27 protein-coding genes are annotated in these 24,191 nt (G+C 32.2%); 16 read left to right on the top strand and 11 right to left on the bottom strand.

Annotated elements, in window-relative coordinates; translation table 11 throughout:
* The first annotated feature begins 78 nt into the window (after window positions 1-78).
* Entirely contained in the window at window positions 79-861 is a 783-nt protein-coding gene (locus tag ACP7AV_RS07200) for a glycosyltransferase family 2 protein (RefSeq protein ID WP_426091365.1), read from the top strand.
* Here the strand turns inward: ACP7AV_RS07200 and ACP7AV_RS07195 are convergent.
* Window positions 845-1,609 (bottom strand): Kdo domain containing protein, encoded by a 765-nt coding sequence (locus ACP7AV_RS07195; protein ID WP_426091364.1) that lies wholly within the window; start codon window positions 1,607-1,609, stop codon window positions 845-847. The genes ACP7AV_RS07200 and ACP7AV_RS07195 overlap by 17 nt on opposite strands.
* Before the next feature lie 86 nt (window positions 1,610-1,695).
* Here ACP7AV_RS07195 and ACP7AV_RS07190 point away from each other — a divergent pair, with 86 nt between their 5' ends.
* The 9 genes from ACP7AV_RS07190 to ACP7AV_RS07150 all read left to right on the top strand — a co-directional run bounded on the left by ACP7AV_RS07190 (window position 1,696) and on the right by ACP7AV_RS07150 (window position 8,856).
* Window positions 1,696-2,646, top strand: a complete 951-nt coding sequence (locus ACP7AV_RS07190; protein ID WP_426091363.1) for a hypothetical protein — start codon at window positions 1,696-1,698, stop codon at window positions 2,644-2,646.
* Between the two features lie 173 nt (window positions 2,647-2,819).
* Window positions 2,820-3,887, top strand: a complete 1,068-nt coding sequence (locus ACP7AV_RS07185) for a glycosyltransferase family 4 protein (RefSeq protein ID WP_426091362.1) — start codon at window positions 2,820-2,822, stop codon at window positions 3,885-3,887.
* Complete coding sequence (locus tag ACP7AV_RS07180) at window positions 3,887-4,447, top strand: L-threonylcarbamoyladenylate synthase (RefSeq protein WP_426091361.1); 561 nt, start codon at window positions 3,887-3,889, stop codon at window positions 4,445-4,447. The genes ACP7AV_RS07185 and ACP7AV_RS07180 overlap by 1 nt, the downstream gene beginning before the upstream one ends.
* A gap of 73 nt (window positions 4,448-4,520) precedes the next feature.
* A complete protein-coding gene (locus ACP7AV_RS07175) occupies window positions 4,521-5,948 on the top strand; it encodes a CCA tRNA nucleotidyltransferase (RefSeq protein WP_426091360.1) in 1,428 nt (475 codons plus the stop codon).
* 57 nt (window positions 5,949-6,005) lie between these two features.
* Entirely contained in the window at window positions 6,006-6,299 is a 294-nt protein-coding gene (locus tag ACP7AV_RS07170; RefSeq protein WP_426091359.1) for a hypothetical protein, read from the top strand.
* The gene (locus ACP7AV_RS07165) at window positions 6,275-6,580 is read left to right on the top strand and encodes a type II toxin-antitoxin system RelE/ParE family toxin (RefSeq protein ID WP_426091358.1); all 306 of its coding nucleotides are present in this window, start codon (window positions 6,275-6,277) and stop codon (window positions 6,578-6,580) included. The genes ACP7AV_RS07170 and ACP7AV_RS07165 overlap by 25 nt, the downstream gene beginning before the upstream one ends.
* Entirely contained in the window at window positions 6,581-7,603 is a 1,023-nt protein-coding gene (locus ACP7AV_RS07160; protein WP_426091357.1) for a COX15/CtaA family protein, read from the top strand.
* Between the two features lie 58 nt (window positions 7,604-7,661).
* Window positions 7,662-8,435, top strand: coding sequence for a CDP-alcohol phosphatidyltransferase family protein (locus tag ACP7AV_RS07155; RefSeq protein ID WP_426091356.1), 774 nt, complete (start codon window positions 7,662-7,664; stop codon window positions 8,433-8,435).
* A 238-nt stretch (window positions 8,436-8,673) separates the two neighbouring features.
* Window positions 8,674-8,856, top strand: coding sequence for a CsbD family protein (locus tag ACP7AV_RS07150; RefSeq protein WP_091208473.1), 183 nt, complete (start codon window positions 8,674-8,676; stop codon window positions 8,854-8,856).
* A gap of 108 nt (window positions 8,857-8,964) precedes the next feature.
* On the opposite strand, the gene ACP7AV_RS07145 is transcribed toward ACP7AV_RS07150, so the two are convergent.
* From ACP7AV_RS07145 to ACP7AV_RS07120, 6 genes are all read right to left on the bottom strand, one after another.
* Window positions 8,965-9,732 carry a LytR/AlgR family response regulator transcription factor gene (locus tag ACP7AV_RS07145; RefSeq protein WP_426091355.1) on the bottom strand — a complete coding sequence of 256 codons (768 nt, stop codon included), beginning with the start codon at window positions 9,730-9,732 and terminating at the stop codon, window positions 8,965-8,967.
* A gap of 58 nt (window positions 9,733-9,790) precedes the next feature.
* The gene (locus ACP7AV_RS07140; RefSeq protein ID WP_426091354.1) at window positions 9,791-10,126 is read right to left on the bottom strand and encodes a 2TM domain-containing protein; all 336 of its coding nucleotides are present in this window, start codon (window positions 10,124-10,126) and stop codon (window positions 9,791-9,793) included.
* 68 nt (window positions 10,127-10,194) lie between these two features.
* Complete coding sequence (locus ACP7AV_RS07135; RefSeq protein ID WP_426091353.1) at window positions 10,195-10,500, bottom strand: 2TM domain-containing protein; 306 nt, start codon at window positions 10,498-10,500, stop codon at window positions 10,195-10,197.
* Between the two features lie 44 nt (window positions 10,501-10,544).
* Window positions 10,545-11,879 (bottom strand): 2TM domain-containing protein, encoded by a 1,335-nt coding sequence (locus tag ACP7AV_RS07130; protein ID WP_426091352.1) that lies wholly within the window; start codon window positions 11,877-11,879, stop codon window positions 10,545-10,547.
* Between the two features lie 75 nt (window positions 11,880-11,954).
* Window positions 11,955-12,575: a hypothetical protein gene (locus ACP7AV_RS07125; protein WP_426091351.1), complete on the bottom strand. Its 621-nt coding sequence runs from the start codon at window positions 12,573-12,575 to the stop codon at window positions 11,955-11,957.
* A 223-nt stretch (window positions 12,576-12,798) separates the two neighbouring features.
* Complete coding sequence (locus ACP7AV_RS07120) at window positions 12,799-15,003, bottom strand: TonB-dependent receptor (RefSeq protein WP_426091350.1); 2,205 nt, start codon at window positions 15,001-15,003, stop codon at window positions 12,799-12,801.
* 280 nt (window positions 15,004-15,283) lie between these two features.
* Between ACP7AV_RS07120 and ACP7AV_RS07115 the strand changes: the two genes are divergently transcribed.
* From ACP7AV_RS07115 to ACP7AV_RS07095, 5 genes are all read left to right on the top strand, one after another.
* Window positions 15,284-15,841, top strand: a complete 558-nt coding sequence (locus tag ACP7AV_RS07115) for a sugar O-acetyltransferase (protein WP_426091498.1) — start codon at window positions 15,284-15,286, stop codon at window positions 15,839-15,841.
* Between the two features lie 83 nt (window positions 15,842-15,924).
* Window positions 15,925-16,320 (top strand): hypothetical protein, encoded by a 396-nt coding sequence (locus ACP7AV_RS07110; protein ID WP_426063865.1) that lies wholly within the window; start codon window positions 15,925-15,927, stop codon window positions 16,318-16,320.
* Between the two features lie 325 nt (window positions 16,321-16,645).
* Window positions 16,646-17,035 (top strand): VOC family protein, encoded by a 390-nt coding sequence (locus tag ACP7AV_RS07105; RefSeq protein ID WP_426091349.1) that lies wholly within the window; start codon window positions 16,646-16,648, stop codon window positions 17,033-17,035.
* A 174-nt stretch (window positions 17,036-17,209) separates the two neighbouring features.
* Window positions 17,210-18,490 carry a chloride channel protein gene (locus ACP7AV_RS07100; RefSeq protein WP_426091348.1) on the top strand — a complete coding sequence of 427 codons (1,281 nt, stop codon included), beginning with the start codon at window positions 17,210-17,212 and terminating at the stop codon, window positions 18,488-18,490.
* A 6-nt stretch (window positions 18,491-18,496) separates the two neighbouring features.
* A complete protein-coding gene (locus ACP7AV_RS07095) occupies window positions 18,497-19,105 on the top strand; it encodes an HPP family protein (RefSeq protein ID WP_426063862.1) in 609 nt (202 codons plus the stop codon).
* A 795-nt stretch (window positions 19,106-19,900) separates the two neighbouring features.
* On the opposite strand, the gene ACP7AV_RS07090 is transcribed toward ACP7AV_RS07095, so the two are convergent.
* Both ACP7AV_RS07090 and ACP7AV_RS07085 read right to left on the bottom strand, forming a co-directional pair.
* On the bottom strand, window positions 19,901-20,590 hold the full coding sequence (locus tag ACP7AV_RS07090; protein ID WP_426091347.1) for an SIMPL domain-containing protein: 690 nt from the start codon (window positions 20,588-20,590) through the stop codon (window positions 19,901-19,903).
* A gap of 50 nt (window positions 20,591-20,640) precedes the next feature.
* A complete protein-coding gene (locus tag ACP7AV_RS07085; RefSeq protein ID WP_426091346.1) occupies window positions 20,641-21,279 on the bottom strand; it encodes a rhomboid family intramembrane serine protease in 639 nt (212 codons plus the stop codon).
* Between the two features lie 114 nt (window positions 21,280-21,393).
* Between ACP7AV_RS07085 and ACP7AV_RS07080 the strand changes: the two genes are divergently transcribed.
* The gene (locus ACP7AV_RS07080) at window positions 21,394-22,263 is read left to right on the top strand and encodes a lysophospholipid acyltransferase family protein (RefSeq protein ID WP_426063859.1); all 870 of its coding nucleotides are present in this window, start codon (window positions 21,394-21,396) and stop codon (window positions 22,261-22,263) included.
* 315 nt (window positions 22,264-22,578) lie between these two features.
* Here the strand turns inward: ACP7AV_RS07080 and ACP7AV_RS07075 are convergent, their stop codons facing one another.
* Window positions 22,579-23,130, bottom strand: coding sequence for a carboxymuconolactone decarboxylase family protein (locus ACP7AV_RS07075; protein ID WP_426091345.1), 552 nt, complete (start codon window positions 23,128-23,130; stop codon window positions 22,579-22,581).
* Between the two features lie 82 nt (window positions 23,131-23,212).
* Window positions 23,213-24,076: a helix-turn-helix domain-containing protein gene (locus tag ACP7AV_RS07070; RefSeq protein ID WP_426091344.1), complete on the bottom strand. Its 864-nt coding sequence runs from the start codon at window positions 24,074-24,076 to the stop codon at window positions 23,213-23,215.
* Window positions 24,077-24,191: the final 115 nt, after the last annotated feature.

Here is a 24,191-nt window from a genome sequence, read left to right as displayed (position 1 = left end):
TTGTCCAAACTTTTGGGGGCAGTCCAAAATGAAGTATTAAAGACTCGAATGTTTTATTTTATAAAAAAATTCAATTGTATGATTTACAATGTAAAGCTAACAGCTTTAATAATTACATTAAATGAAGAGGCCCAAATGCATCAGCTTTTAACCGACTTGAATTTTGCAGATGAAATAATTGTTGTAGATTCCTTCAGTACTGACAAGACAGAGGAAATTGCTACTTCTTATAAAAATGTGAAATTTTTACAAAACAAATTTGAAAATTTTAGTTGCCAAAGAAACTTTGCTATCTCACATGCAAAAAATGATTGGATTCTTTTTCAAGATGCTGACGAAAGACTTACTCCTGAATTAAAAATTGAAATTTTAGAAACTCTAAAAACGAACGGAAGAGAAATTGCTTTCTTATTTCCGCGAACATTTATGTTCAAAAATAAAGTTTTACTTTTTAGTGGATGTCAAACTGATACAATATTCAGACTGTTCAATAAAAATTTTGCTAAATATTCAAGTGAAAAATTAACCCATGAAAAACTAATTACAAAAGGAGAAATTGCCACCCTTAAAAATAAACTGATCCATTACTCCTATTTTGATTTTGAGTCTTATAAATCGAAAATGGTTCATTATGGTAAGCTCAAAGCTCAGGAAAAATTTATTATGAAGCAAAAAAACTCATTCTTCCTTCAAATATTTCACCCCGCTTACGATTATTTTTATAATTATTGTATCCGTTTAGGCTTTCTTGATGGCAAAAAAGGAATAATTATTTGTTCTTTGAGGGCCTACTCTATATTTATTCGACATCAAGAATTGAGGAATCTGTGGAAAAAAATAACCCCTATTTCCAAAAAATAAGTTTCTTTTTTATTCTTCTTTTTCTCCAAAATTTTTGTTGAAAATCAGCAGTATAATACCACATCTTCTCAAAAACCTCCTCAAACGATTTATTGTATAAAATTGCATATTCCTCACTCATGATGGAAATCATCTCTTTTTTCGTTGCCAGCCTACTTAAATTTTTCATTCGAGAATCAAAACCCATCTCTTTGTAAAAATTCATTCGATTTAAATCAACCAAGAAAAAATCATAATTACCATTCACTCTCTTTTTTACCAAGGTGTTACCTGGTGAATGATCCAAAAATTCAATTCCTTTCTCGTGCATATTAAATGAAAATCTAATGAACTGTCTCAATATATTTTCAGAATCTGGATAATCTTCATTTTCAACTAAATCTCTAAACATAAAATCAGCATAAAGATGTCTACATAAATAAAAACTTCTTTTAAGCCCAAAAACCGAAACTTCCTCAAAATATGCAACAGGTTCCGGGGTACCTATATGATTTTTAATCAGTGCTTTCGCATTTAAAAATGAACGACCCGCTTTAGATATCCTAAAATATCTGTAAATAATTTTATTAATAAAATTTGGGATTTTAAACGATTTTATATTGATTGTATAACTGTCAAATTCAAATAGTTTTATTTTATTTCTATCGCCATCAACTAAAACAATACCACTATTATCATAATTCAGGAGAATTTCATTTAACTTATCCTCAAAAGAAATAAAAGATTTTGAAACTTTTGATATCATCATATTAATTTAATTTCCAACAAAAATAAATATTTAATAATCATTCTAAAAACTATATTTGCAATAAGTTTAAATTACAGCCATGTACAATGAAAATAACGATAATAAGTCATGATGATTGGGGATTCAATAAACAAATAGCAGAGGAATTAGAAAGGAAAGGACATGTTGTTACAAATATTAATTTTAGTAATTTTAAATACAAGTACCCTAATTTTTCGTACAAAATATATAATTTTTTCTTAAAGGCTTTGCTGAAAAAAAATCTGAAAAACATACATTTTGGTAAAAAAATCATTGAACATCTAAAAGAAAACAAAGAAAAACAAGATATTATCTTAACTATCAAAGGAGACTTTATTGATCCAGTAAGCGTTCTTGAATTTAAGAAATTCACAAACAAATCTATCGCTTATTTTAATGATAACATATATCGTTGCCCTAAAATAATTCGTGTCATCCCTAACTTTGATGAGGTTTTTTCTTTTGAAAAAGATGATTGTGAAAAATACAATTTAAAATTTATTACCAATTGGATATACACTTCAAAATTAGAAGCAAAAAAAGAATTTGATTACCAAATTTTTAACATTAGTTCCAAAGACAAGAGATTTCCCTTAATTAGCAAAATCGCCGCCGATTTAAAATCAAAGGGGATAGTCTATAAAATCATAGTCTTTGATAAGAAAATGAAAACTATTGACCCAAACATCGAATTCATATCAAAACACATCCAAATTTCTGAAGTGAATAAATATATAAACGGCTCAAAATTACTACTTGACATAAGTAGAAAAGAACAAAAAGGTTTGACATTTAGAGTGTTTGAAAGTTTAGGATTAGAAAAAAAGTTAATCACAACAAACACTGATATAAAAAACTATGATTTTTACAATCCAAATAATATTTTAATCATTAACGAAGAAAATCCTGTAATTCCACAAGATTTTTTGAATTATGAATATAAAGAAATTCCCGAATTTATTTTGAAAAAATACGCTTTAAGTAATTGGGTAGATATCGTTTTTAGATCGTATTAAAATATAATGCAAAAATAAATTCTATTTCATGTAAAGATCATCAAGGTATAAATTTAGAGAAGATAAATATGAACACTTGCGCCAAAAAGTAAAAATTTAAAATCTAATATGTCCATCTAATATTTTTTTGAATCTAACATTGTTCACCCTCAATAATTTATCTTAATTAATTTATGAAAAAAAATACTAAAATTAACATCATCTTACCACTTCTTCCCAAAAAACCAATTGGAGGCTTTAAAGTTTTATTCGAATACGCAAACCAGATGGTAGAAGATTCATGCGATGTAACAATTTATTATCCAAAAAAATTAAAACCTGAGAATATAAAAAAAGGTCTTTGTCATAAATTCCTTTTAAAAGTTTTTCAACTCTTAAAAAAATTTAAAAAACACAATGTAATTTGGTTTAATTTGAACAAAAAAGTAAAGGAAGAGTATGTTTATACTTTAGAAGAAAAATACATAAAAGAAGCTGATATAATTATTGCAACATCATGGGAAACCGCTGCATGGATTGGAAATTACTCGACTGGAAAAGGAAAAAAACTATATTTGATTCAAGGTTTTGAAACTTGGTCAGGAACTAAAGAAGAAATTTTTGCAACTTGGAGAATGCCTTTTCAAAAAATTGCAATTGCTCAATGGTTAAAAAATTTAATTAATGAAATTGGAGAAGAATGCAGCATTATAAGAAACGGCTTGGATCATGAAGCATTTGGAATAGACATTAACATTGCAGACCGAAATCACAATAAAATAAGCATGTTATACCATAAATCAGAAATTAAAGGATCAGGCATTGGTATTGAGGCGCTGAAAATCGTTAAAAAAAGTATTCCTAATTTAGAAGTTGACTTTTTTAGCACTTACAAAAGAAATACAAAAATACCAAAGTTTATAAATTATTATGTTAAACCTAAGAATTTAAGAAAAATATATAACAATTCGAGCATATTTATAACTACAAGTTTTACAGAGGGCTGGGGACTACCTCGGGCGGAAGCTATGCTGTGTGGTTGCGCAACGATAATTACCAACATCGAAGGACATAAAGATTATGGAATAGATGGGGAACATTATTTAATGGTTCCGCCAAAAGACTCAAATGAATTAGCAAATACAATCATAAAATTAATAGATAACAAAGAATTGATGTATAAAATATCAGAATCAGGTAACAAATTAATGAAAAAATTCTCTTGGGAAAGTTCTTATCAACAAATGAAAACTAATTTTTAATGAACGACGAAATACATAAAGCTTACGAAGTTATAAAAGAAGGCGGAATCATCCTGTATCCTACTGACACCGTTTGGGGAATTGGTTGCGACGCCACAAATCCTGAAGCTGTAGCCAAAATATATAAGCTCAAGAAAAGAATTGAAACTCAAAGCATGATTGTTTTGATGAATGGTGAAAAAATGATGTACAATGTCTTTAAAGACATACCAGAAGTGGCCTGGCAAATAATGGATTTAGCTGAAAATCCAACCACTTTAGTTCTGGACAAACCAAGAAACGTAGCCCCAAATTTAATTGCATCAGATAATACGTTGGGAATTCGAATCGTGAAAGAGCCTTTTTGCTTCAAGTTAATGGAAAAAATGAAAAAACCGTTAGTTTCAACATCGGCAAATATCTCCGGACAACCTACTCCAAAAAGTTTTAAAGAAATCAGTCCTGAAATTATAAAAGGCGTGGACTATGTTGTAAATTTGCATCGCGAAAAAATTGCCGGAAAACCTTCTACAATTATAAAATTAACGAACGATTCTCAGGTAAAAGTGATCCGTAAATAGTAATGAGTTTTCAGTCGCAGTTTTCAGTTTTCAGGACTTAAAACCTTAAACTTCAAACTTTAAACACATAAGAATGAATATTAAAACTTGTTATAAAGAGTTTTTAAACAATAAAATTTTCGAGGTCATCTCTCAAGCTTCCCAAGAACTTAACGTTGATAGTTATGTGATTGGTGGTTTCGTAAGAGATTTACTTTTGAACAGAGACTTTAAAAAAGACATTGACATTGTTGCTGTTGGCAGCGGAATCGAACTGGCTTTAAAAGTTTCTCAACTACTCCCTAACAAACCAAAAGTTCAGGTTTTCAAAACCTACGGAACAGCGATGTTGCGTTTTGAAGACACCGAAATTGAATTTGTAGGCGCCAGAAAAGAGTCCTATAATCTCGATAGCCGAAACCCCGTTGTAGAAAACGGAACATTAGAAGACGACCAAAATCGCCGCGATTTCACTATTAACGCTTTAGCTTTATCCTTAAACGCAAAGAATTTCGGAGAATTATCCGATCCTTTTAATGGATTGGAAGATTTAAAGCACAAAATAATCCGAACACCTTTAGATCCTGATATTACTTTTTCTGATGATCCGTTACGCATGTTAAGAGGGATTCGTTTTGCGAACCAATTGGGGTTTGAAATTGAAGGAAATTCGTTGAACTCTTTAACCAAAAACGCAGACCGAATCAAAATCATTTCCGGAGAACGAATCGTCGATGAATTGAATAAAATTCTCTCGACAGACAAACCTTCTGTAGGATTCTTGTTGTTGTTCAAAACCGGACTTTTAGATATTATTCTTCCAGAATTGACTGCTCTGAATCAAGTTGAAGAAATTGAAGGCCATACACATAAAAATAATTTCTATCACACGCTGGAAGTTGTTGATAATATTTGTCCACACACTGATGATGTTTGGTTGCGCTGGTCAGCATTATTGCACGATATTGGAAAAGCACCAACGAAACGCTTTAATAAAAAACAAGGCTGGACTTTTCATGGACATGAATTTCTTGGTGGAAAAATGGCAAAAAAGATATTTGAGCGATTGCACATGCCATTGAATCACAAAATGAAATTTGTACAGAAAATGGTCATGATGAGTTCGCGTCCGATTGTTTTATCTCAAGACACGGTTACAGATTCAGCCGTGCGCCGTTTAGTTTTTGATGCTGGTGAAGATGTTGAAAATTTAATGACGTTGTGCGAAGCAGATATCACTACCAAAAACCCAAATAAATTCAAAAAGTATCACAGCAACTTCGAAATCGTCCGCAAGAAAATTGTGGAAGTCGAAGAACGTGATCAAGTGCGAAATTTTCAACCGCCGATCTCGGGAGAAGAAATCATGGAAATATTCAACTTGGAACCATCCAAAGAAATTGGGATATTAAAAGAAGCGGTAAAAGAAGCCATTATAGAAGGTGAAATCCCAAATGAATATCAAGCGGCTTATGATTTTGTTTTAAAAAGAGGAGAGAAATTAGGGCTAAATAAAGTTTAACTAGTGTTTAGTTTAAATTTTTAAAGATTTTATTTAAATTTACTAAAAATTAGAAACATGAATATTTCCGATTTAAAACGAGATCTGATTAAAAAAATATCTGAAACTGAGGACAGTGTTTTGTTGCTACAAATCAATACTTTATTGAACGAAAAAAACGAAAATGAATCAGAAAAAAATATGTCTTCAGTTCATGAACCTGACTTAAAATATGAAAGTGTCAGAATTTTTTCAGCAGAAGAACAGCGAAAAATAAACATCGCCTTAAAACAAGTTGAAAATGGCGAATTTATTTCTGATGAAGAAGCCCAAATTGAAATAGAAAAATGGTTCGAAGAACAAGAAAAGTAGTTTGGACTACATTTGCAAGAGAATCAAGAACTGCAATTTTTTTATATTGTAATAAGAGAAATAAATCTACGAATTACAGTAAAAAACTTCATGTCTTATTTCAAGATTCAATACAACAACTTACGGTTTTTCCTGAAAGCTCTATAAAATCCAACAACGAAAATGTCCGACTCAAAATTGCAAGTCATTTCGAAATTATCTACACTATTTCAGATACTCAAATTTTTGTTTTAGACATTTGGGACACAAGACAAAATCCTCAAAATTTTCCAATTCAATAAATGAAAAATAAAAATAAATCCGTAATTATCTGGCTGCTTTCAGGATGCTTATTATTGTTTATGATGGTTGTAGTAGGTGGAATTACCCGATTGACCAATTCCGGTTTATCCATGACCGACTGGCATTTAGTAACCGATACTTTTCCGCCTTTGACAGAGGAAAAATGGTCACAAGCTTTTGCCGAATATAAAAAATTTCCAGAGTATCAAAAAATCAATGTTCACAATGATTTTACGCTCAGTGATTATAAATTTATCTACTTCTGGGAGTGGTTTCACCGCTTAATAGGACGAATTATTGGTTTGGCATTTATTATTCCTTTTGTCTATTTCTTGTTCAAGAAACGTCTTTCACCAGAAACAATCAAAAAATGCATTGTATTGCTATTTATGGGCGGTTTTCAGGGCTTCCTGGGTTGGTTCATGGTGCGTAGCGGATTAATCGACAATCCGGATGTTAGCCATTTTAGATTGGCATTACATCTCACATTTGCCTTTTTAACGTTTGCTTACACACTTTGGGTAGCTTTAGATTTAATTTACCCAAACAAAACTGCAGTTATCCAGCCATTGCGAAATCTTGCGCGTGTCGCATTAGTTTTTCTAATTATCCAAATCATTTATGGCGGTTTTGTTGCCGGTTTGAACGCCGGATTAATTCACAATCATTGGCCTTTAATGAGCGACGGACAATTCATTCACGACAGTGTGTTCATTGAGAAAAGCACCTTGTTTTTAAATTTTATCGAAGGAAAAAGCGGCGTTCAATTCGTACACAGAACCATGGCGTATGTTGTGGTAGGATTAATTCTCGCACTTTATTTCATTAGTAAAAAACATGTTGTTTCCTCGCTTCAGAAAAAAGGAATCACTATCTTAGTGTTGATTGTATTTTTGCAGTTCCTATTAGGCGTGTTTACTTTACTTTATGGTGTTCCACTTTGGCTGGGATTGTTACATCAAGTAATGGCCTTCTTTTTACTAGCGGCAATGACATTCACTTTACATCGATTATCAAAATAAAAGCATAACAACTGTTACACCTGACTATATTGTCGCATTTCATTGTTTATTAACGTAAATGTCTAAACTTGCCGCTCAAGATAAATTTCTGGATTTATCAGATTATGGAAGAACCTTCGGAAAGTTCCTAGCCAATCAATTAAAAAACACCCGCTTTACTCCCATACATGTTACGTTGCTTTTTGGTATTTGCGGTTTGATAGCCATTTATTTTATTCTGGACGGATCTTACTTTTTAGCCGGTTTTTTCATTTTGTTGAAATCAGGAATTGATGCTGCAGATGGCGAACTGGCAAGACTAAAAAAAACGCCCTCTTACACCGGAAGATATTTAGACAGTGTATTTGATATCATCCTAAATTTTCTCTTTTTGATGACAATTTGTTACGTTTCAAAAACGAATATCTGGATGACAATTTTGGCCTTTATCGGCATTCAATTACAAGGCACTTTATACAATTATTACTATGTCATTTTGAGAAACAAATCGGTTGGCGGAGATACAACCAGCAAAATTTTCGAAAATAAATCTCCTGAAGCTTTACCCGGAGAAACCCAAAAATCAGTTGATATTTTATTCCTAATTTATACTATTGTATATGGTGCTTTTGATAAAATAATTCACACACTTGATAAAGATGCTTACAAAGTAAAAACGTTTCCAAACTGGTTTATGACTCTGGTTTCTATCTACGGATTAGGCTTTCAATTATTGATTATAGCTGTAATGTTACCTATGAATTTAATAGAATATATCATTCCGTTTTTTATACTTTACACCACATTAATTTTTGTTATTATTGGTATTCGAAAAGTATTTTTTAAGGTTTAAATTCATCATAGACATAATCTATATCATATACACAAAACACACATTACCAATATTTTAAGAAACTACACCTGTACTTATAATTTAGTACTTATTTTAATCAAGCTCGATACAGTGCAAAAAAGAAGTATTATGTCATTTATCGGAATTATATAATAGTTCCCTTTAATTGTATAACAATTTTATAGTTTAAAATTGCAAAATTTGTCAAGAACAAATAGTAATTTAAAACTTGTATATTATGCCAAATTCAAAAGAGATTGAAGGAAACTGGAATGAGTTAAAAGGAAAACTTAAACAAAAATTCGCCGATTTGACGGATGATGATTTATTATACGATGAGGGTAAAGAAGATGAAATGTGGGGTAAATTACAACAAAAATTAGGCAAGACACAAAAAGAAATTAAATCATTACTTGATTAATTTTTAAATCCTAAACTTACACAAACTGTTTCAATTGCAAGCGTCAAAATTTTTCCTTTTCCTGATTTTTTTTACCGCATTTGAAACAGTTTTTTTTACGCTCTAAAACTACCCAATCCAGGTTTTAAAATCGGATACTTTTTCCCTGCTTACAATCACATCTTCTTCTGAAAAGGAAGGCAAAATAACTTTTAATCGGGAGTTGCTGTAAACTACAATTTCTTTTATTGCTTTAAGAGGAACTATAAATTTTCGGTTAATTCGAAAGAAATCGGCGGGATCTAATTCCTTTTCTAAAAGTTCCAAAGTACATTCAATTAAATAATCCCTTTTATCAAAAGTGTGAATGTAAGTTCCTTTATTTTCACTAAAAAAACATTCGATTTCATCTATTGAAATCACTTTCAAATGTTGGCCTATTTTTACCGTAAACCGTTTTTTATAATTTTTCTCAAATGGATTGATTAACATCTTTTTGATTTGCTCAAAATCGATTCCAAGGCTCTGTGATTGTATTTCCTCTTTTGGCAAAAGCGATTTAAATTTCGCGACAGCAATTTTCAAATCGTCCTCATCAATGGGTTTCAAAAGATAATCGATACTGTTCAATTTGAAAGCGCGTAGGGCATATTCATCATAAGCCGTTGTGAAAATTACGGCGCTCTTAATTTTAACTTTTTCAAATATTTCAAATGACAACCCATCCGACAATTGAATGTCAAGAAAAATCAAATCCGGGTGCCCATTTTTAGAAAACCATTCTATAGATTCTTCCACGGAATGAAGCATCACTCCTACCCCAATATTTAGCTTTTCCAGTTTTCTCTGAAGCAATCTCGCAGCTGGTTTTTCGTCTTCTATTATTATTGTAGTCATATTTGGATTTTGGGTTTTAAGCTTTGGGTTACAATACTACGGTCCAGACACCTATTTATTACTCCCATTTTTCGCTTTTTTCTTTCTCCATCAACTCCCTGATTTTTCTATCTTCCCAGTTTCTTCCAAAAATCCAGTTTGGCAAGAAAACAGAAAATCCATGTGCCACTATTCCTACTCCCCACACAAATGCCGTAAAGAAATTTTCTATTTTGAAATAACTTTCTCCTGGATCCAAATCTCTAATATTGATGAATACAATCATTGTATTTACGGCTATATACACTATTAAATGCGTATAAAAACCTTTCAATCGCTTCACTTCCTGTTTGGCGGCTGCGTACTTATCTTCCGGTTGGAATTCTCCAAACTCAAAATTATAATTTCTTTTCATTTTGATATTATTAAGTGTCATTTGAATTAAAAACAAAAGCAATTCTATTTTAATGCAAAAATGGGATCTTACGTCCAAGTATCTTTTCTCCCATTTTCTTTATCCATCAACTCCTTAATTTTTTGGTCTTCCCAATCTTTACCAAAAAATGGCATATAATTAAAGACTTTCATACCATGAAAAATCACTCCAATTCCCCACCCTAACAGAGGCCAAAAAAACCATAAATGCTCGGGAGATGTCACTAAATTTATGATTAGGAGAGCAATATTAACGACCACATAGGCAGTCAAATTCCCATAGAAACCTTTAATTTCTTCCACTTGTTTTTTCGCTTCAAAATAGCGCTCTTCATTTTGATATGTATTTTTCATGATTCTTTATTTAAATTTTTCTATGTTTAAAACGCATCTGATTCTTATCTCCAAGTTTGCTTATGCTCTTCTTTGCGCAAAATTTCCTGAATTTTTCTTTCTTCCCAATTGGAACTGTAACCAAAAACCTTGAATGCATGCATCGTCAATCCAAATCCCCATCCGGCTGCAGAAAACCAAAACCATTGAAACTGTGGTGAAAACGTTAAATTGATGTAAATTAAAAATGGAATCACACAACAGTAAGAAATCAAGTTTCCGTAAAATCCTTTTAGCGCTTCCACTCGCTTTTTGGCTCTATAATAGGCGCTATTTTCATTGGTGGTTGTCGTTGTTTCCATAACCGAAATTTGTTTGGTTAAAATAGGTATTTTAACCGTAAATGTTTTTTCGTTTTGAGCAATCAAAACTTTTCTATTGGTAATAATTCCATAACGATTGATGATATTTTGCAAACCAACTCCTTGACGCTCCTGCAAAACTTCTTTCTTTTGATAATCATTTTGAATAGCAAGATAATCTCCTTCAATAGTAATGCGAATGTGTAAAGGCCTTTGTTCACTCACAACATTATGTTTTACGGTATTCTCCAATAAAAGCTGTAAAGAAAGTGGAACTACCTTGGCCTCAGGATTGATGTCTGCTGCAGGTAATTCGTAAAACAAACTGTTCTCAAAACGCATTTTCAGCAGGTTCATGTAGGTTTTGGCGAAAGCCAATTCTTCTTCTACAGAAATTAATTCTTTATCTTTTTGTTCTAATACATACCTGTAAATTTTGGACAAGGAAGTCGTAAATCGTTGCGCATTGTCTGGATTTTCTTCGATTAAAGAACTTAATACATTCAAACTGTTGAAAAGAAAATGAGGATCAATTTGGTTCTTTAAACTTTCAAACTTCGCATTTGCTGTTCCTGCGATAATTTTCTGTTCTTTGACTTTGTTTTCATTATACGCTTTGTAAAATGTAATAGTGTAAATGGATAATGTGACAAAAAAAGTGATTATTATTGATCCTAAATAGCTAGAGGGCTTTTCGTTAGTCAAGAAGTAGTCAAAAGAGTTTTTATTGTACACCACTTCCTCAAAAACGTGCATTAAAAAAATGACCAACAATGAAACCAAAAACGAACCTATAAAACCAAATGCTATTCTTTTTACTGAAAAACGTTCTTCAAAATAAGAGTCTAATTTCCAAAAAAGAAACATGTTTGCAGCATATAAAGAGAAAGTATACATCATTGTGAAAAAAAAATTGATCAGCAGTCTCTTACCAAAATAGATTTCACTTCCCATTATCACATTGACTAATTGAATCACTGCAAAAATTAGTAAGGTCAATTTTATTGCTCTTTGAAGTTCTTTATATATTCTACTCATTTTATTATGCTTTTAATTTAGAAGCTGCAATCACCAAAAGGCTTTAAAAGTTTTACTCTCTGTTGTTTCATTTTCCTATTTACAATTTTTCTGTGCTGCTAATGCTCTGTCCAATCCCCATTTTGGAGAAAAAGGTGTTTCAGGTTTAAAAGTAGCAAAAAGTCCAATAGCTTTTTCAATTTGCGCACACATTGGCTTCGTTTCTGTTCCCCAAAATTGAGCTCCACCAATTTCAAATTCGGCTTTACCAAAAACAACTCTTGGGTTTTCCGGAGCAATTGCCTGTGCTTTTCCGTACAATTCCAAAACCGTTCCGGATAATTTTTGTCCGTTTGTCATTGGGTCAAAAGCTATCCAAGCCGTATGAATCATTGCTTGCATGACCAATAATTCGGCATTATTTGGATTTTTAACCATTTCTATATCTAATGATTTTTGTGCTTTCGAAAGTAATAAATTCATTTGATCTTTATCTTTTGTTCTAAAAGCAGTCGTGGTATTCACCAATGCAACATAATAATTTGGCAACCAACTTGTTTTTTCAGCACCGGAAATTCTTTCGAACAAATCAGAAGCTTCCGTGTTTTTTCCTTCGCCCCATAATTGGAACGCTTTTCCCATACCTTGTTCAAATTGCCCTTGAGCCGATAATAAACTACAGATAAAAAATGCGATTGTTGTGATAATTTTAGTCATGATTTCTTGTTTTTTTTAAGGGTTGTTATTTTGATGATTGAAACGTTGTGTTATTGATACTTCAAAAGTATCTCAGTTTTCATTAGATTAAAATTTATAAATACTGAACTGTCAATTTTGATGGATGAGTTGCGATTTAGTCGAAAGTCATAAAGCCGAAAGTCATAAAGTGGAATGAGTTTCCGTTTAATAGGATTTTATACTTTTGACATTACGACCATTTTTAAAGATTCCGCAACTGATTGTCTTTTTTATCGTTGCTAATCGTCCAAAAGAATCCTACAAAGAAAAACCGATCTGCTGTAGGAATGATTTCCTTTCTGTTGTAAAAGCCCGCATTATCCGAATTGTTCGCATATTCGTAGCCAAAAACATTTTGACTTCCTAAAACATTAGAAACCGAGAAGTATAAAATCTTTTGTTGTGAAAGCAAATATGCCCAATTGAAGCTCAAACTGTTGTACGATTTGGTTTTTCCATTCATAAATTTCGTTTCATTTGGATTGTTGTATGGCCGTCCGGAACTGTATGAATTCGTGAAACCTATTTGTGATTTCCAATCGTTTATCCAGTATTTAGTAACGATTGACAAACTGTGATCCGCCACAAAACTTGGTGTGACTTCAGAACTGAAATTTTTATAATCTCTTTCGGTATCGATGTAGGAATAAGAAACCCAATATTCTAAATTTTTGATTGATTTTCCATCTCTCCAAAACAAATCCAACCCTTTGGCATAACCAGAACCGGTATTATTGTAAATCGAATTAAATGCGGCCATTTGGGTGTCGAATTTCACTAAATCGCGATAGTCTTTATAATAGGTTTCTGCACGAAATGTTTTCCCGTTTTTATTGTACTGAAAATTCAAAATGTAATGCGAGGCTTTTTCGCTTTCAAACTGATTGTTGTTGGAATACTTGATGTATTCAGCACTTGGAGTTTGAGTAAAATCGCCATATGCAAATGAAAATTGACTGTTCTTCGCCATTTTATAAGCAAATGAAATTCGGGGGGAAATAAAATTTTCATTCAGCAAATCATTATTTGAAGCTCTTAAGCCTACTTTTGCAGCCCATTTTTTAGAGAAGAAAATATCAGCTTCAGTGTAAACAGCCGCAATGTTTGCATCGTAGCCATTGGTAAAAACCGACCCTGAATTTTGCTTGAAATTTTCATTGAACTGTGTAATAAAATAATCGGCTCCAAAGGAAATTTTTACTCTTTCAGAAAAACTTTTTTTCAATTTTAATTTTAAATGAGCCGCATTTTCATCATTTGCCACTTTATCTGAATCAATGTTTATTTTATTATTGCTGTAGCCATAACTTAACCCGGAAGTAATTTGCCAATTATTCCCAAAAACGCCTTTGTAAGATGAATTCAAATAGAAATTATTGTTGTTTAAATCAACTCTGATTTTTTCCGGCGAATTGATATTTTCCTGATTAATATCGAATTTTGAAGAGTCAAAAGCAGCGTATACTTTCAAAATCCCATTATTAAAATTATAACGGTACACCGTTTCTCCAGACAAAGATTGAAAAGGACTGTTCCAATCCACATTTTGTGGAATCAAAGCCTGATACTGCGCTAAATTAATGTAATTCGCATTTACGCTCAACGAACTTTTTTTCCATTTTTGGGTATTTCCAATTCCTAAACCCACAGTCATCAATGCTATTTCAGTTTTATTTTGGTCTGGGTCATCTTGTGTATTCAAAAGTAAAACACTGGATAATGCTTCGCCGAATTCCGCTGAATAGCCGCCTGTAGAAAATGAAATTCCGCTGAACAAAAAAGGAGAAAACCTTCCTCGTGTAGGCAGATTATTCGTGGTTGCGCCATAGGGTTGCGCCACCCGAATCCCGTCAACAAAAGTTTGTGTTTCATTAGCCTCGCCGCCACGAACAAACAATCGCCCGTCCTCGCCTACCGTTTGTGTTCCCGGCAACGTTTGCAAAGCCGCAATAATATTTCCCGCTGAACCCGCTGTAGTTACGATGTCTAATGGTTTCAAGACTGAAACTCTAGCTTTATCGCCCGCTTCTAAAGTTCCAGCCGTAATCACAACTGCATCTAGCGACGTCACGCTTTCTCTTAATTTGATGGTTTTATTTTTGAAATTAGCGACATCAATTATGGTTTTTGAAGTTTCATAAATCAGGAAACTCACCACCAAATTCTGATTTCCAGTTGTTGTAGTCGTAAAACTAAAATCACCCGTTTCACTGCTGGAAGCTCCGTCATAAGTTCCTTCGATAAAAATATTAGCTCCAGAAACCGGTTTTCCTTTCTCATCCACCACTTTTCCCGAAATCTTATTTTGTGAAAAAATAGTCAAGCTGAATAATAAAAAGGCACATAAAAAAATCGAATTAAGACTTTTCTTGGAATGATTTGGCTGTTTCGTAAATGTTAGTTTCATTGTATTTAATTTTTTATGAAGTAAATATATTTTACAAAAGGAGGTAGTAAAACAATACTATACTGAACTGTTGAAATACGAGGATGAGTTGTAATAATTTTAATTTTAGATTATATTTACAACGCACTATTGCGCTTCAGTAGCAGGATTAGCATGAGGGATAGTAGTGAAAATCCTTTCTTGGCTCGCTGTTCAAGCGAGCCAAGAAAGATTGTAACGAATAGCCCGACCGGAGCTTTTGCGCAGGGCATGCCCAAAAATAAAAAAACTAAGTATGGAAATAAAAACCGAAAAAGAAAAAATGATTGCCGGAGAATATTACTTGGCAGGTGATCCTGTTTTAGTAAAAGACCGACGAAAATCTAAAAATTTACTCCACCGATTAAATGTTATTGAGTACAGAGTAACCAAAAAAGCGCGGGAAATACTAAAAGAGTTGATTCCTAATGCAGGAGGAAATCTTTATATTGAACCTCCATTTTTTTGCGATTACGGCTACAATATTAGTTGTGGTGAAAATGTATATTTCAATGTAAACTGTGTTGTCTTAGATTGTGCCAAAGTCACTATTGGTTCAAATGTCTTTTTTGCACCGGGAGTTCAATTGTACACGGCCACACATCCGCTGGATGCTGAACTGAGAAAAACGCTGGAAAATGCATTACCAATAACCATTGGCGATGATTGCTGGATTGGCGGAAATTCAGTTATTTGTCCCGGTATTACCATTGGCAATGGATGTGTAATTGGCGCGGGCTCTGTGGTTACAAAAGATATTCCAGACAATTCTTTGGCAGTGGGAAATCCGGCAAAAGTGATTCGGAAATTGAATGAGTAATGAATTTCAAAAGCAAAATAGGAATTATTCAAAACTAAATTTTATTATATTTGTTATCACAAATTAACCTTAAATAACTCATAATGAAACCTCTAAAAGTATTTCTAGTCTTGGCAATTCTTATTGTCGCAAGCTCTGTTTCGGCACAATCCACTTTTGACAAATGGCCCGCCATAAAAGAATTTCACGAAGTTATGTCGCAAACATTCCATCCGGCAGAAGAAGGGAATTTAGCGCCAATAAAAGCACGTTCGGAAGAAATGATGAACAAAGCAACGATGTTATTAAAATCTGATATCCCAACAGAATTTAGAACGGACGCTATATTAGTTTTAGCGGAACGATTACAACTTAAAAGCAAAGCGCTTCACAAATTAGTAAAGTCTAGTGGAACTGATGCCGCAATTGTAAAATCAATTACGGACTTACACGACACTTTCCATCAAATTGTAGGACTTTGTTCCGATGCAAAAAAATAAAAACCTAAAGCCTAATCAACCGACTAGGCTTTTTACATTTTACACCTAATCCATTCAAAAAATATGTCGTAATTAGTATCTAAACTTCAGAACGTTCCCATTGCAATCGTTAGGAAATTCTTGGAAAAAGATAAAACTTTTCAAGTTGAAAATAATATGTTTTCGGAAGATAATTAGCAAAATGCAGATGATGACAATGAAGAGTTATTTCTTCTACGTATCAAAGATATTGATGAAACCAAAGCGCTGATTCATAAACTGAATTCTGACTCTTTGACCCGAGATCCCAACGCAAATATTCCTGTAATAACTTTTTTAAAACAACATGCTTCAACTTAATAAAATTCATCATATTTCCGTTATTTGTTCGGATTATCAGAAATCTAAAACGTTCTACACAAGAATTTTAGGGCTTACAATTATTCAGGAAATTTACCGTGAGGAAAGACAATCGTATAAACTTGATTTGGCACTTGACGTTGAATATGTAATAGAATTATTCTCATTTCCAAATCCACCAAAACGTCCTTCTTTTCCTGAAGCGGATGGAATGCGCCATTTAGCTTTTGAAGTGAACGATATTCAATTAACTCTCGATTTTTTAGTCCATAAAAATATCAGTTCAGAGCAAATTCGTGTTGATGAGCACACTAAAAAACGTTTTTTCTTCATTGCAGATCCCGATGAATTACCAATAGAATTTTATGAAAAATAAATCGTTTTTATTCACAAAAAAGTAAAAATAGTATCAATATCATAAAAGGAAATTGTCAAACTCTTTTTTCATTTCAAATTTGATTTTGTTTCTTTAATTTTGTAATAATCAGATACATTACTTTAAATGATTGCTCTTTTATTTAGAGTATATAAAGATCACAAACAATTTTAAATGAACAATACCGCAAAAATTAAAAAGAATTATCATTTCATTAAATTTCAAAAACTAGTTATTGTATCCATTCTAATTGGTTTTCTTTCTGCTTTTTTAGGTGTTATTTTAAAAAACACAACAGAGTATTACGAAGAAATCTTTTTTCATCAAACAATTGTAAATCCAATATTTTTTGTTGTTTTTCCAGTATTTGGCTTGTCAGTTATTTATTTTCTGCGGGAATATTTATTTAAGAAAAAGGAAAATAAGGGAATAAAAGAAGTTTTTGAAAGTACTAATTCCAATTCGAAGAATTTACCCAGCTACAAAATTCCATCTCATTTCATTAACGGCTTGTTAACCGTAGTTTTTGGTGGCTCTACCGGAATAGAAGTTTCGACAGTTGTCGCTTCGGCTACTATTGGTTCCGTTGCACAACGCAAGCAAAACGTTTTTAGACAATATAAAACCGAATTAATTTGTGCGGGAGTTGCGGCGGGAATTACCGCATTATTCAGCAGCCCAATTGCCGGAATTTTATTTTCGCTGGAAGTAATCTCGAGAAAAGTAACTCGGGCATTTATATTGACTAACCTAATAGCTGTTTCAATCGCTTTTGGACTCATTTATTTGTTGGACGAAAAACCTTTGTTTGCAGTACACAATATCACTTGGCACGTAAGAGCAATTCCCTACTTCATCATTTTGGGAATTATAGCAGGAATAAATTCGGTTTATTTAACGCGCTGCGTGTTATTTTTTAAAGAACAATTTTCTAAAATAAAAGTACCTTATTTCAAAATCATCCTTGGATCTGTGATTTTAAGTATTTCCCTTTTTGTATTTCCACAGCTTTACGGCGAAGGATATCATGCTATCAAAACTATTTTTATAAATCCAAATGATATGGTGCTGTCGCTTTCATTGGTGTTAACTTTTATCGGGATTATAATTTTGAAACCTATTGTTACTTCAGTTACTTTAGCGGCAGGAGGAGATGGCGGTGTTTTTGCCCCAAGCCTGTTTATTGGTGCGTTTTTAGGACTATTAGTTGCCTTAATTCTGAACAAGTATTTCAATGCAAATGTGATTCCGATAAACTTCATTATTATTGGTATGGCAGCGGTTTTGAGCGCCAGTATTCATGCGCCTTTTACCGCTATATTTCTAGTTTGTGGCTTAACCAATGATTATACACTGATTCTTCCTATTTTACTGGTTTGTTTAATTTCAAAATATACAGCTAAAATCATCTATCCGTTCACAGTTTATTCGTATTCCCCAAGTTTAGCAAAATAATTTTCGATGAAAGTTCAAAAAATAAAAAGGAATTACCGTAAAACCAAATACATTCTGTACAAAGAAACTTTGGTTGATTTCAAAGAACATTTCTGGGCTTTTCTAGGTTCTTTTATAGGTATTGGAATAATAGCGTACTTGCAATCTCAAACGCTGTCACAATCTGATATGGTTTATTTGATCGGTTCTTTTGGCGCATCCAGTGTTTTAGTTTATGGTGTCATTCAAAGTCCATTAGCACAACCCAGAAACCTTATTGGAGGACATTTGATTTCGGCAATTATTGGTGTTACAGTCTATAAATTCGTTCCGGATGTAGTTTGGTTAACCGCTCCGCTTGCTGTTTCTCTGTCTATTGTTTTTATGCAAATGACTAAAACATTGCATCCACCAGGAGGCGCAACCGCTCTGATAGCAGTCACTGGCTCAAACGAAATTAAAAATCTAGGTTACTGGTATGTATTTTCTCCTGTTTTAAGCGGTGTACTTATTTTGCTTGCCGTAGCTTTAGTTTTTAATAACCTTGCTCATAGCAGGCAATATCCAAACCATAAAAAATACCATCAAGTCCGAAAAAGAATCGCTACTGTTTTTCAAAATAAGCCAAACCGTTAAAAAACTGAAGCTTCATCTTTACGAACAGTAGTTCGAATAAGAAAAACAATTCCTTTTCTGACTTCTAAACCTTTATTTTTGCATATTTTTTGGTCATGCAAACGCAAATATCTTATCAACAGATCGAGCTGAACCAATTCCAACAAATAACATTCATTTGCAAGTTAAAAACAGTCAGACATTTGGTTTTGATGTTTTTTAATATATCTATAATGAAGCTTATTTTAGTACTATTTTAGAATATAAACGCCGTTTAGCGAACAAACCGCATGAAGTTTATGATTACCGACCAATTGTGTTGTGGGGCACAAATCCTTATAAGCGAATGGTTTGAAACTCACCTCTGTCAATTTTTATTCATTTAAGAACTGAAATTTACAGATTTTAAAAAGCATAATCTGTACAATAAAATAATCTTCAAAATAAAGAAATGAGATGCTAATTTTATTCAAATTTTCTAATATAATAAAATATTTTTTTTCCTTTGTTAGATTGATTCCGATAAATTGGAACCGGATTTTAATAGTATAAAGTTATTACGAGAAGAAATCTGACTATCAATTTATAGAAATTCAGCCGTCAAATAAAATGTAATAACCTGTAAATTTTATATTTAAAGTAGTGGACTGATGTTATGAATTACAGGAAAATAAATTTTAGATTCTTACTTAACAACTTACAAAAAACCATCGCATGGAAAGTAGATATGAAATATAAAAAAAATCGGAGCTGAATGAATCCAGTTCCAATTTTTTTATTGGTGCAATAGTTTTTTTTAGATTTTTTTCAGCCGTTTTATTCTAAAATAAAACTTACTAAAACATTAGCCGTGATATTAATTTCTCCTAAAGCAAGAGTTTCTCTTGGTTCACTTGCATCGCTTCTCTCCATTGTTTTCATTGCGGCATACATTGGCTGCGGATAATAGGTTTGCGAATTATCAGATATGGTCATTGCACGTCCTACTTTTTGTCCCAAAACAGATACATAATCTTCAGCTTTCATTTTGGCCTCTTTCATCGCTAATTTTCTAGCTTCAGATTGATATTGCGCTAATTTTGAAGATTGGAATGTTACCGCATCAATTCTATTAATTCCTTCGTTTACTAATCCTTCCATTAATTCATCATATTTTGACAAATCTCTCAATAAAATTTCAATTGTTTGAGTAGCATTGTAACTGTGTTTCTTTTTTTCATAATCGTATTGCAAATTCAACGAAACACGTTGCGTTTTATAATCTGCCGGTGCCAAATTCATTTTTTTAATAAACTTTAAAACAGCATCTATTTTTACATCATTTTCTTTTTTTACATCTTTGGCATTATTCCCTTTTGTTTCAACCGTAACAGCTATTGTAGCTTGATCCGGAATAACTTTAACTTTTCCTTCTCCATTTACATTTATTTGAGGAATTTGCTTTATTTCTTGTCCATAAGACATCGAAATAAATAGAACAGACAGAATCAATAGTGCTTTTTTCATTTTTGTATAATTTAATTATTTGTACTAATTCCTTTTCAAAAGTTGTGCCATTAAAGTTTTCCCATTTTTTCCATCACGAACAGAATAACGATTGGAACTGCTAATAATATAACCATCAAAGTGTGGTCTACAAACAAAGTAGGTTCTTTCAATAATGTAATTAAATAACCACCTACAGCACCGCCAAAATGAGCCGTGTGACCAATATTATCATTCTTCGCCTTCATTCCGTAAATAGAATACAATAAGTAAAGGATTCCAAAAATATAAGCAGGCATTGGAATAATAAAAAAGATTCCCAACATCATGTTCGGCTGTAACAATATTGCCGAATATAAAACTCCAGTTACCGCTCCAGAGGCTCCTACAGCTCTGTATCCATAATCATTTTTGTGAAAAACCATCGTCAGCAAACTCCCGAAAATTAAACTCCCAAAATAAACTAAAATAAACGAGAAATCACCCAAATAACTGATGACAACCGGAGCAAAAAACCAAAGTGTTAACATATTAAAAATCAAATGGGTCATATCAGCATGCAGGAAACCAGAGGACAACAACCTGATTTGTTCACCTGATCGAATACTGCCAACATGGAATTCATATTTTCTGAAAAAAGAAAGGTCATTAAAACCTTTGTAACTAACTAACACATTTACTACAATTATTGCTATTAAAACGGTATTCATAAAGTATATTTATTGTGAAATGTAAAGATAGTCATTCTCAAATACGCAGACCGTAGGCACTCAAAATTTATCTCGACAATCATTTTTACATTATATTTGCAAAAAAAATTCTGCATGCAATTACTTATTTTTATCTTAACCTTTCCTTTTTTATGGATTATTTCCATTCTTCCGTTTAGGTTTTTTTATTTGTTTTCTGACCTCATCTATCTAATTGTTTACCATATTATTGGATATCGCAAAAAAACGGTTAAATATAATTTGGCACTGGCGTTACCTCATCTTAGTTCCGAAGAGCGTCTTGTAATCGAAAAAAAATCATATCATCATTTGTGTGATATGTTTTTAGAAATGATAAAAACGATGACTATTTCATCTGCTGAAATGAACAGAAGATTCGTGGTAACCAATATTGAATTGGTAAAAGAATATGAAAAAAAAGGAAAAAGTACTGTTTTATTAGCATCTCATTACGCGAGCTGGGAGTGGTTATTGTCCATTAATGAGAAAACTAAATTTAAAGGAATAGGCGTTTATAAAAAAATTGCCAATAAATATTTTGATAAATTACTACGAGACATTCGATCCAAATATAATGCTGAATTAGTAGAAACTAAAAAGGCGATTCCGTTAATGGCCGAAAATCAAAAAAATGGAATTCTTAGCATGTATGGATTAGCCAGTGATCAGTCTCCAAAATTAAACAGAGCTTTTCATTGGGATACATTTATGGGTGTCGAAGTTCCCGTTCATACCGGCGCCGAAATGCTAGCCAAAAAATACGATTTGAATGTTCTTTTTGTAAAAGTAAAAAAAGTAAAAAGAGGTTTTTACGAAGCTACTTTTGTTCCTATTACTGATAACCCTAAATCTATTCCTGATTTTGAAATCACCAGTACCTTTTTACGAGAAGTAGAAAAACAAATTCTCGAAGCACCTGAATATTATTTCTGGACACATAAAAGATGGAAACACAGAAGATAGTGTTCAGTTAGCACTATCTAACAACAATTTTCAAAAAAATCACATAGTATAAACAATTACGTTTATGCAATGTGATTTTTTTGTTTCTTTTATACCTCCGCTTTCCAGCTCTATTAACAATATTTTCAATTCCCATTTACTCTTTCAACTGAATCAACAAAGCGGTTTTTTTCATCGAAAGAAACCCTATAATACCGAGATCTTCCCTTGCAACTTCATAAAACGGACTTCGAATTTCCGCTGCCAATAAAAAAACCAACAAAAAAATTAATCTTTATTGGTTTTAATAATTGAGAAGATATAGGATTGGTTTATTTATTTTTTCCAAACTCTACCTGCGAAGGCTGCATCAACTTCAGCATTAGTAATGTGATTGGAGTAATTACTCATTAATTTTACTGCAATTCCTGCAATAATACCCAACACATGCACTTCTTCATATCCAGCTGCTAAAAAAGAATCTACGTCTGATTGGGAAGCATTACCACGCGTTGAAGTAAGAATTCTTGTTAATGTAGACAATGCTGCTAATTTTGCATCCGGAACTTGTTTTCCATCACGGATGGCGTTTGTTACTTCTAATGGAACTTTTGACATTTGATCCGCAATAAAACTGTGAGCTGCAACGCAATATTCACAATTATTCTCGAAGGCAGCTGATAAAAAAATAACTTCTTGTTCTATAGAATTAAAACCTGAATTAGCTCTGAAACTATTGTAAGAATAAATATAAGAATCCAACAAAGCAGGATTTTGTCCCATTTTTGTATACATATTGGGGATAAAACCTAAACCTTTTTGTGTTTCATCAAAAATTTTCTGTGAAATTGGAGAAATTGGATTATTTTCTAATTTTAAATGTGCCATTTTTTTCTTTTTTAAGTTAAATAACGGCTGTGCTATCTAACAAAACAAAGATAGGCTGAATCGGTCGAAAAAACTTTTGTAATTAGTTCAACAATTTGCCTATTTGGTTCAATCGATATGCTGAAGGAGTACAATTAAATTTATCGTGAAAGAGAGTGGAAAAATTCGCCAAATCTTTAAAACCGCAATCAAAAGCAATATCCGTGATTCTCTCTTCAGAAATCAATAATAGGTCTGCTGCTTTTTCTAACTTTTTATTCCGAATATAATTCGCGGGACTGTCATTGTAATTTTTTTTGAATTCTCTTTTAAAAGAAGAAAGACTAAGATTTGTCATTTGTGCAAAGTCATCCATAGTAAAGTGTGAAAATAAATTATTCTCAATAACTTGTTTAAAAGAATAACTTGTAGGAGAAAAAAGTTGAGATAAAATTTGCTGAATTACACGAGCATTTTTTGTCTGACACAATAACAAAACGATCTCTTTTAACTTTATCACCAAAATATCCTCATTTACAAGCGTTGGATTATCAAAGTAAAACAACATGCCTTCGATGTATTTTTGTATTAGAAAATCATTGTTGATTTTTCCTAAACTTACACTTAGATCTCTTTTCGCAGGCTCTTGAAAAATCTTGGGTAAATCCGTATCATAAATTTTTTTTAAGATTTCAGGATGAAAATGAACAATTACAATCTGATTATTTTTTGATGTTGTACTATTTCTAATTTGGCTAAAATAACTACCGCACTTTAACATTACAGCATCACTAACTGGAATAGTAATGCTTTTATCTTCAATTTCATACTTAATTTGACCCTCTACCATGTAAATAAAACAAGCTTCCTCTGGCATTGGATTTGGTATTTTAAAAGGGGCTTCAATAATCACTTTCTCAAAAATGATTTTTCCAAATAATTCATATTGTTTTCTAAAGCGTATCATTAATATGTATTGGTTTTCGTTTATTAACGACAGAAAATTACAATTACAAAATTAGCCTTTTTTATTTACGTTAAAAACTGTAGGCTTTTATAAACTTAGAATAGAATTTTATTTT

The sequence above is a fragment of the Flavobacterium sp. DSR3-2 genome (assembly GCF_049896525.1).
Classification (GTDB): Bacteria; Bacteroidota; Bacteroidia; order Flavobacteriales; family Flavobacteriaceae; genus Flavobacterium.
This window is presented reverse-complemented; position numbering and strand designations above follow the sequence as displayed.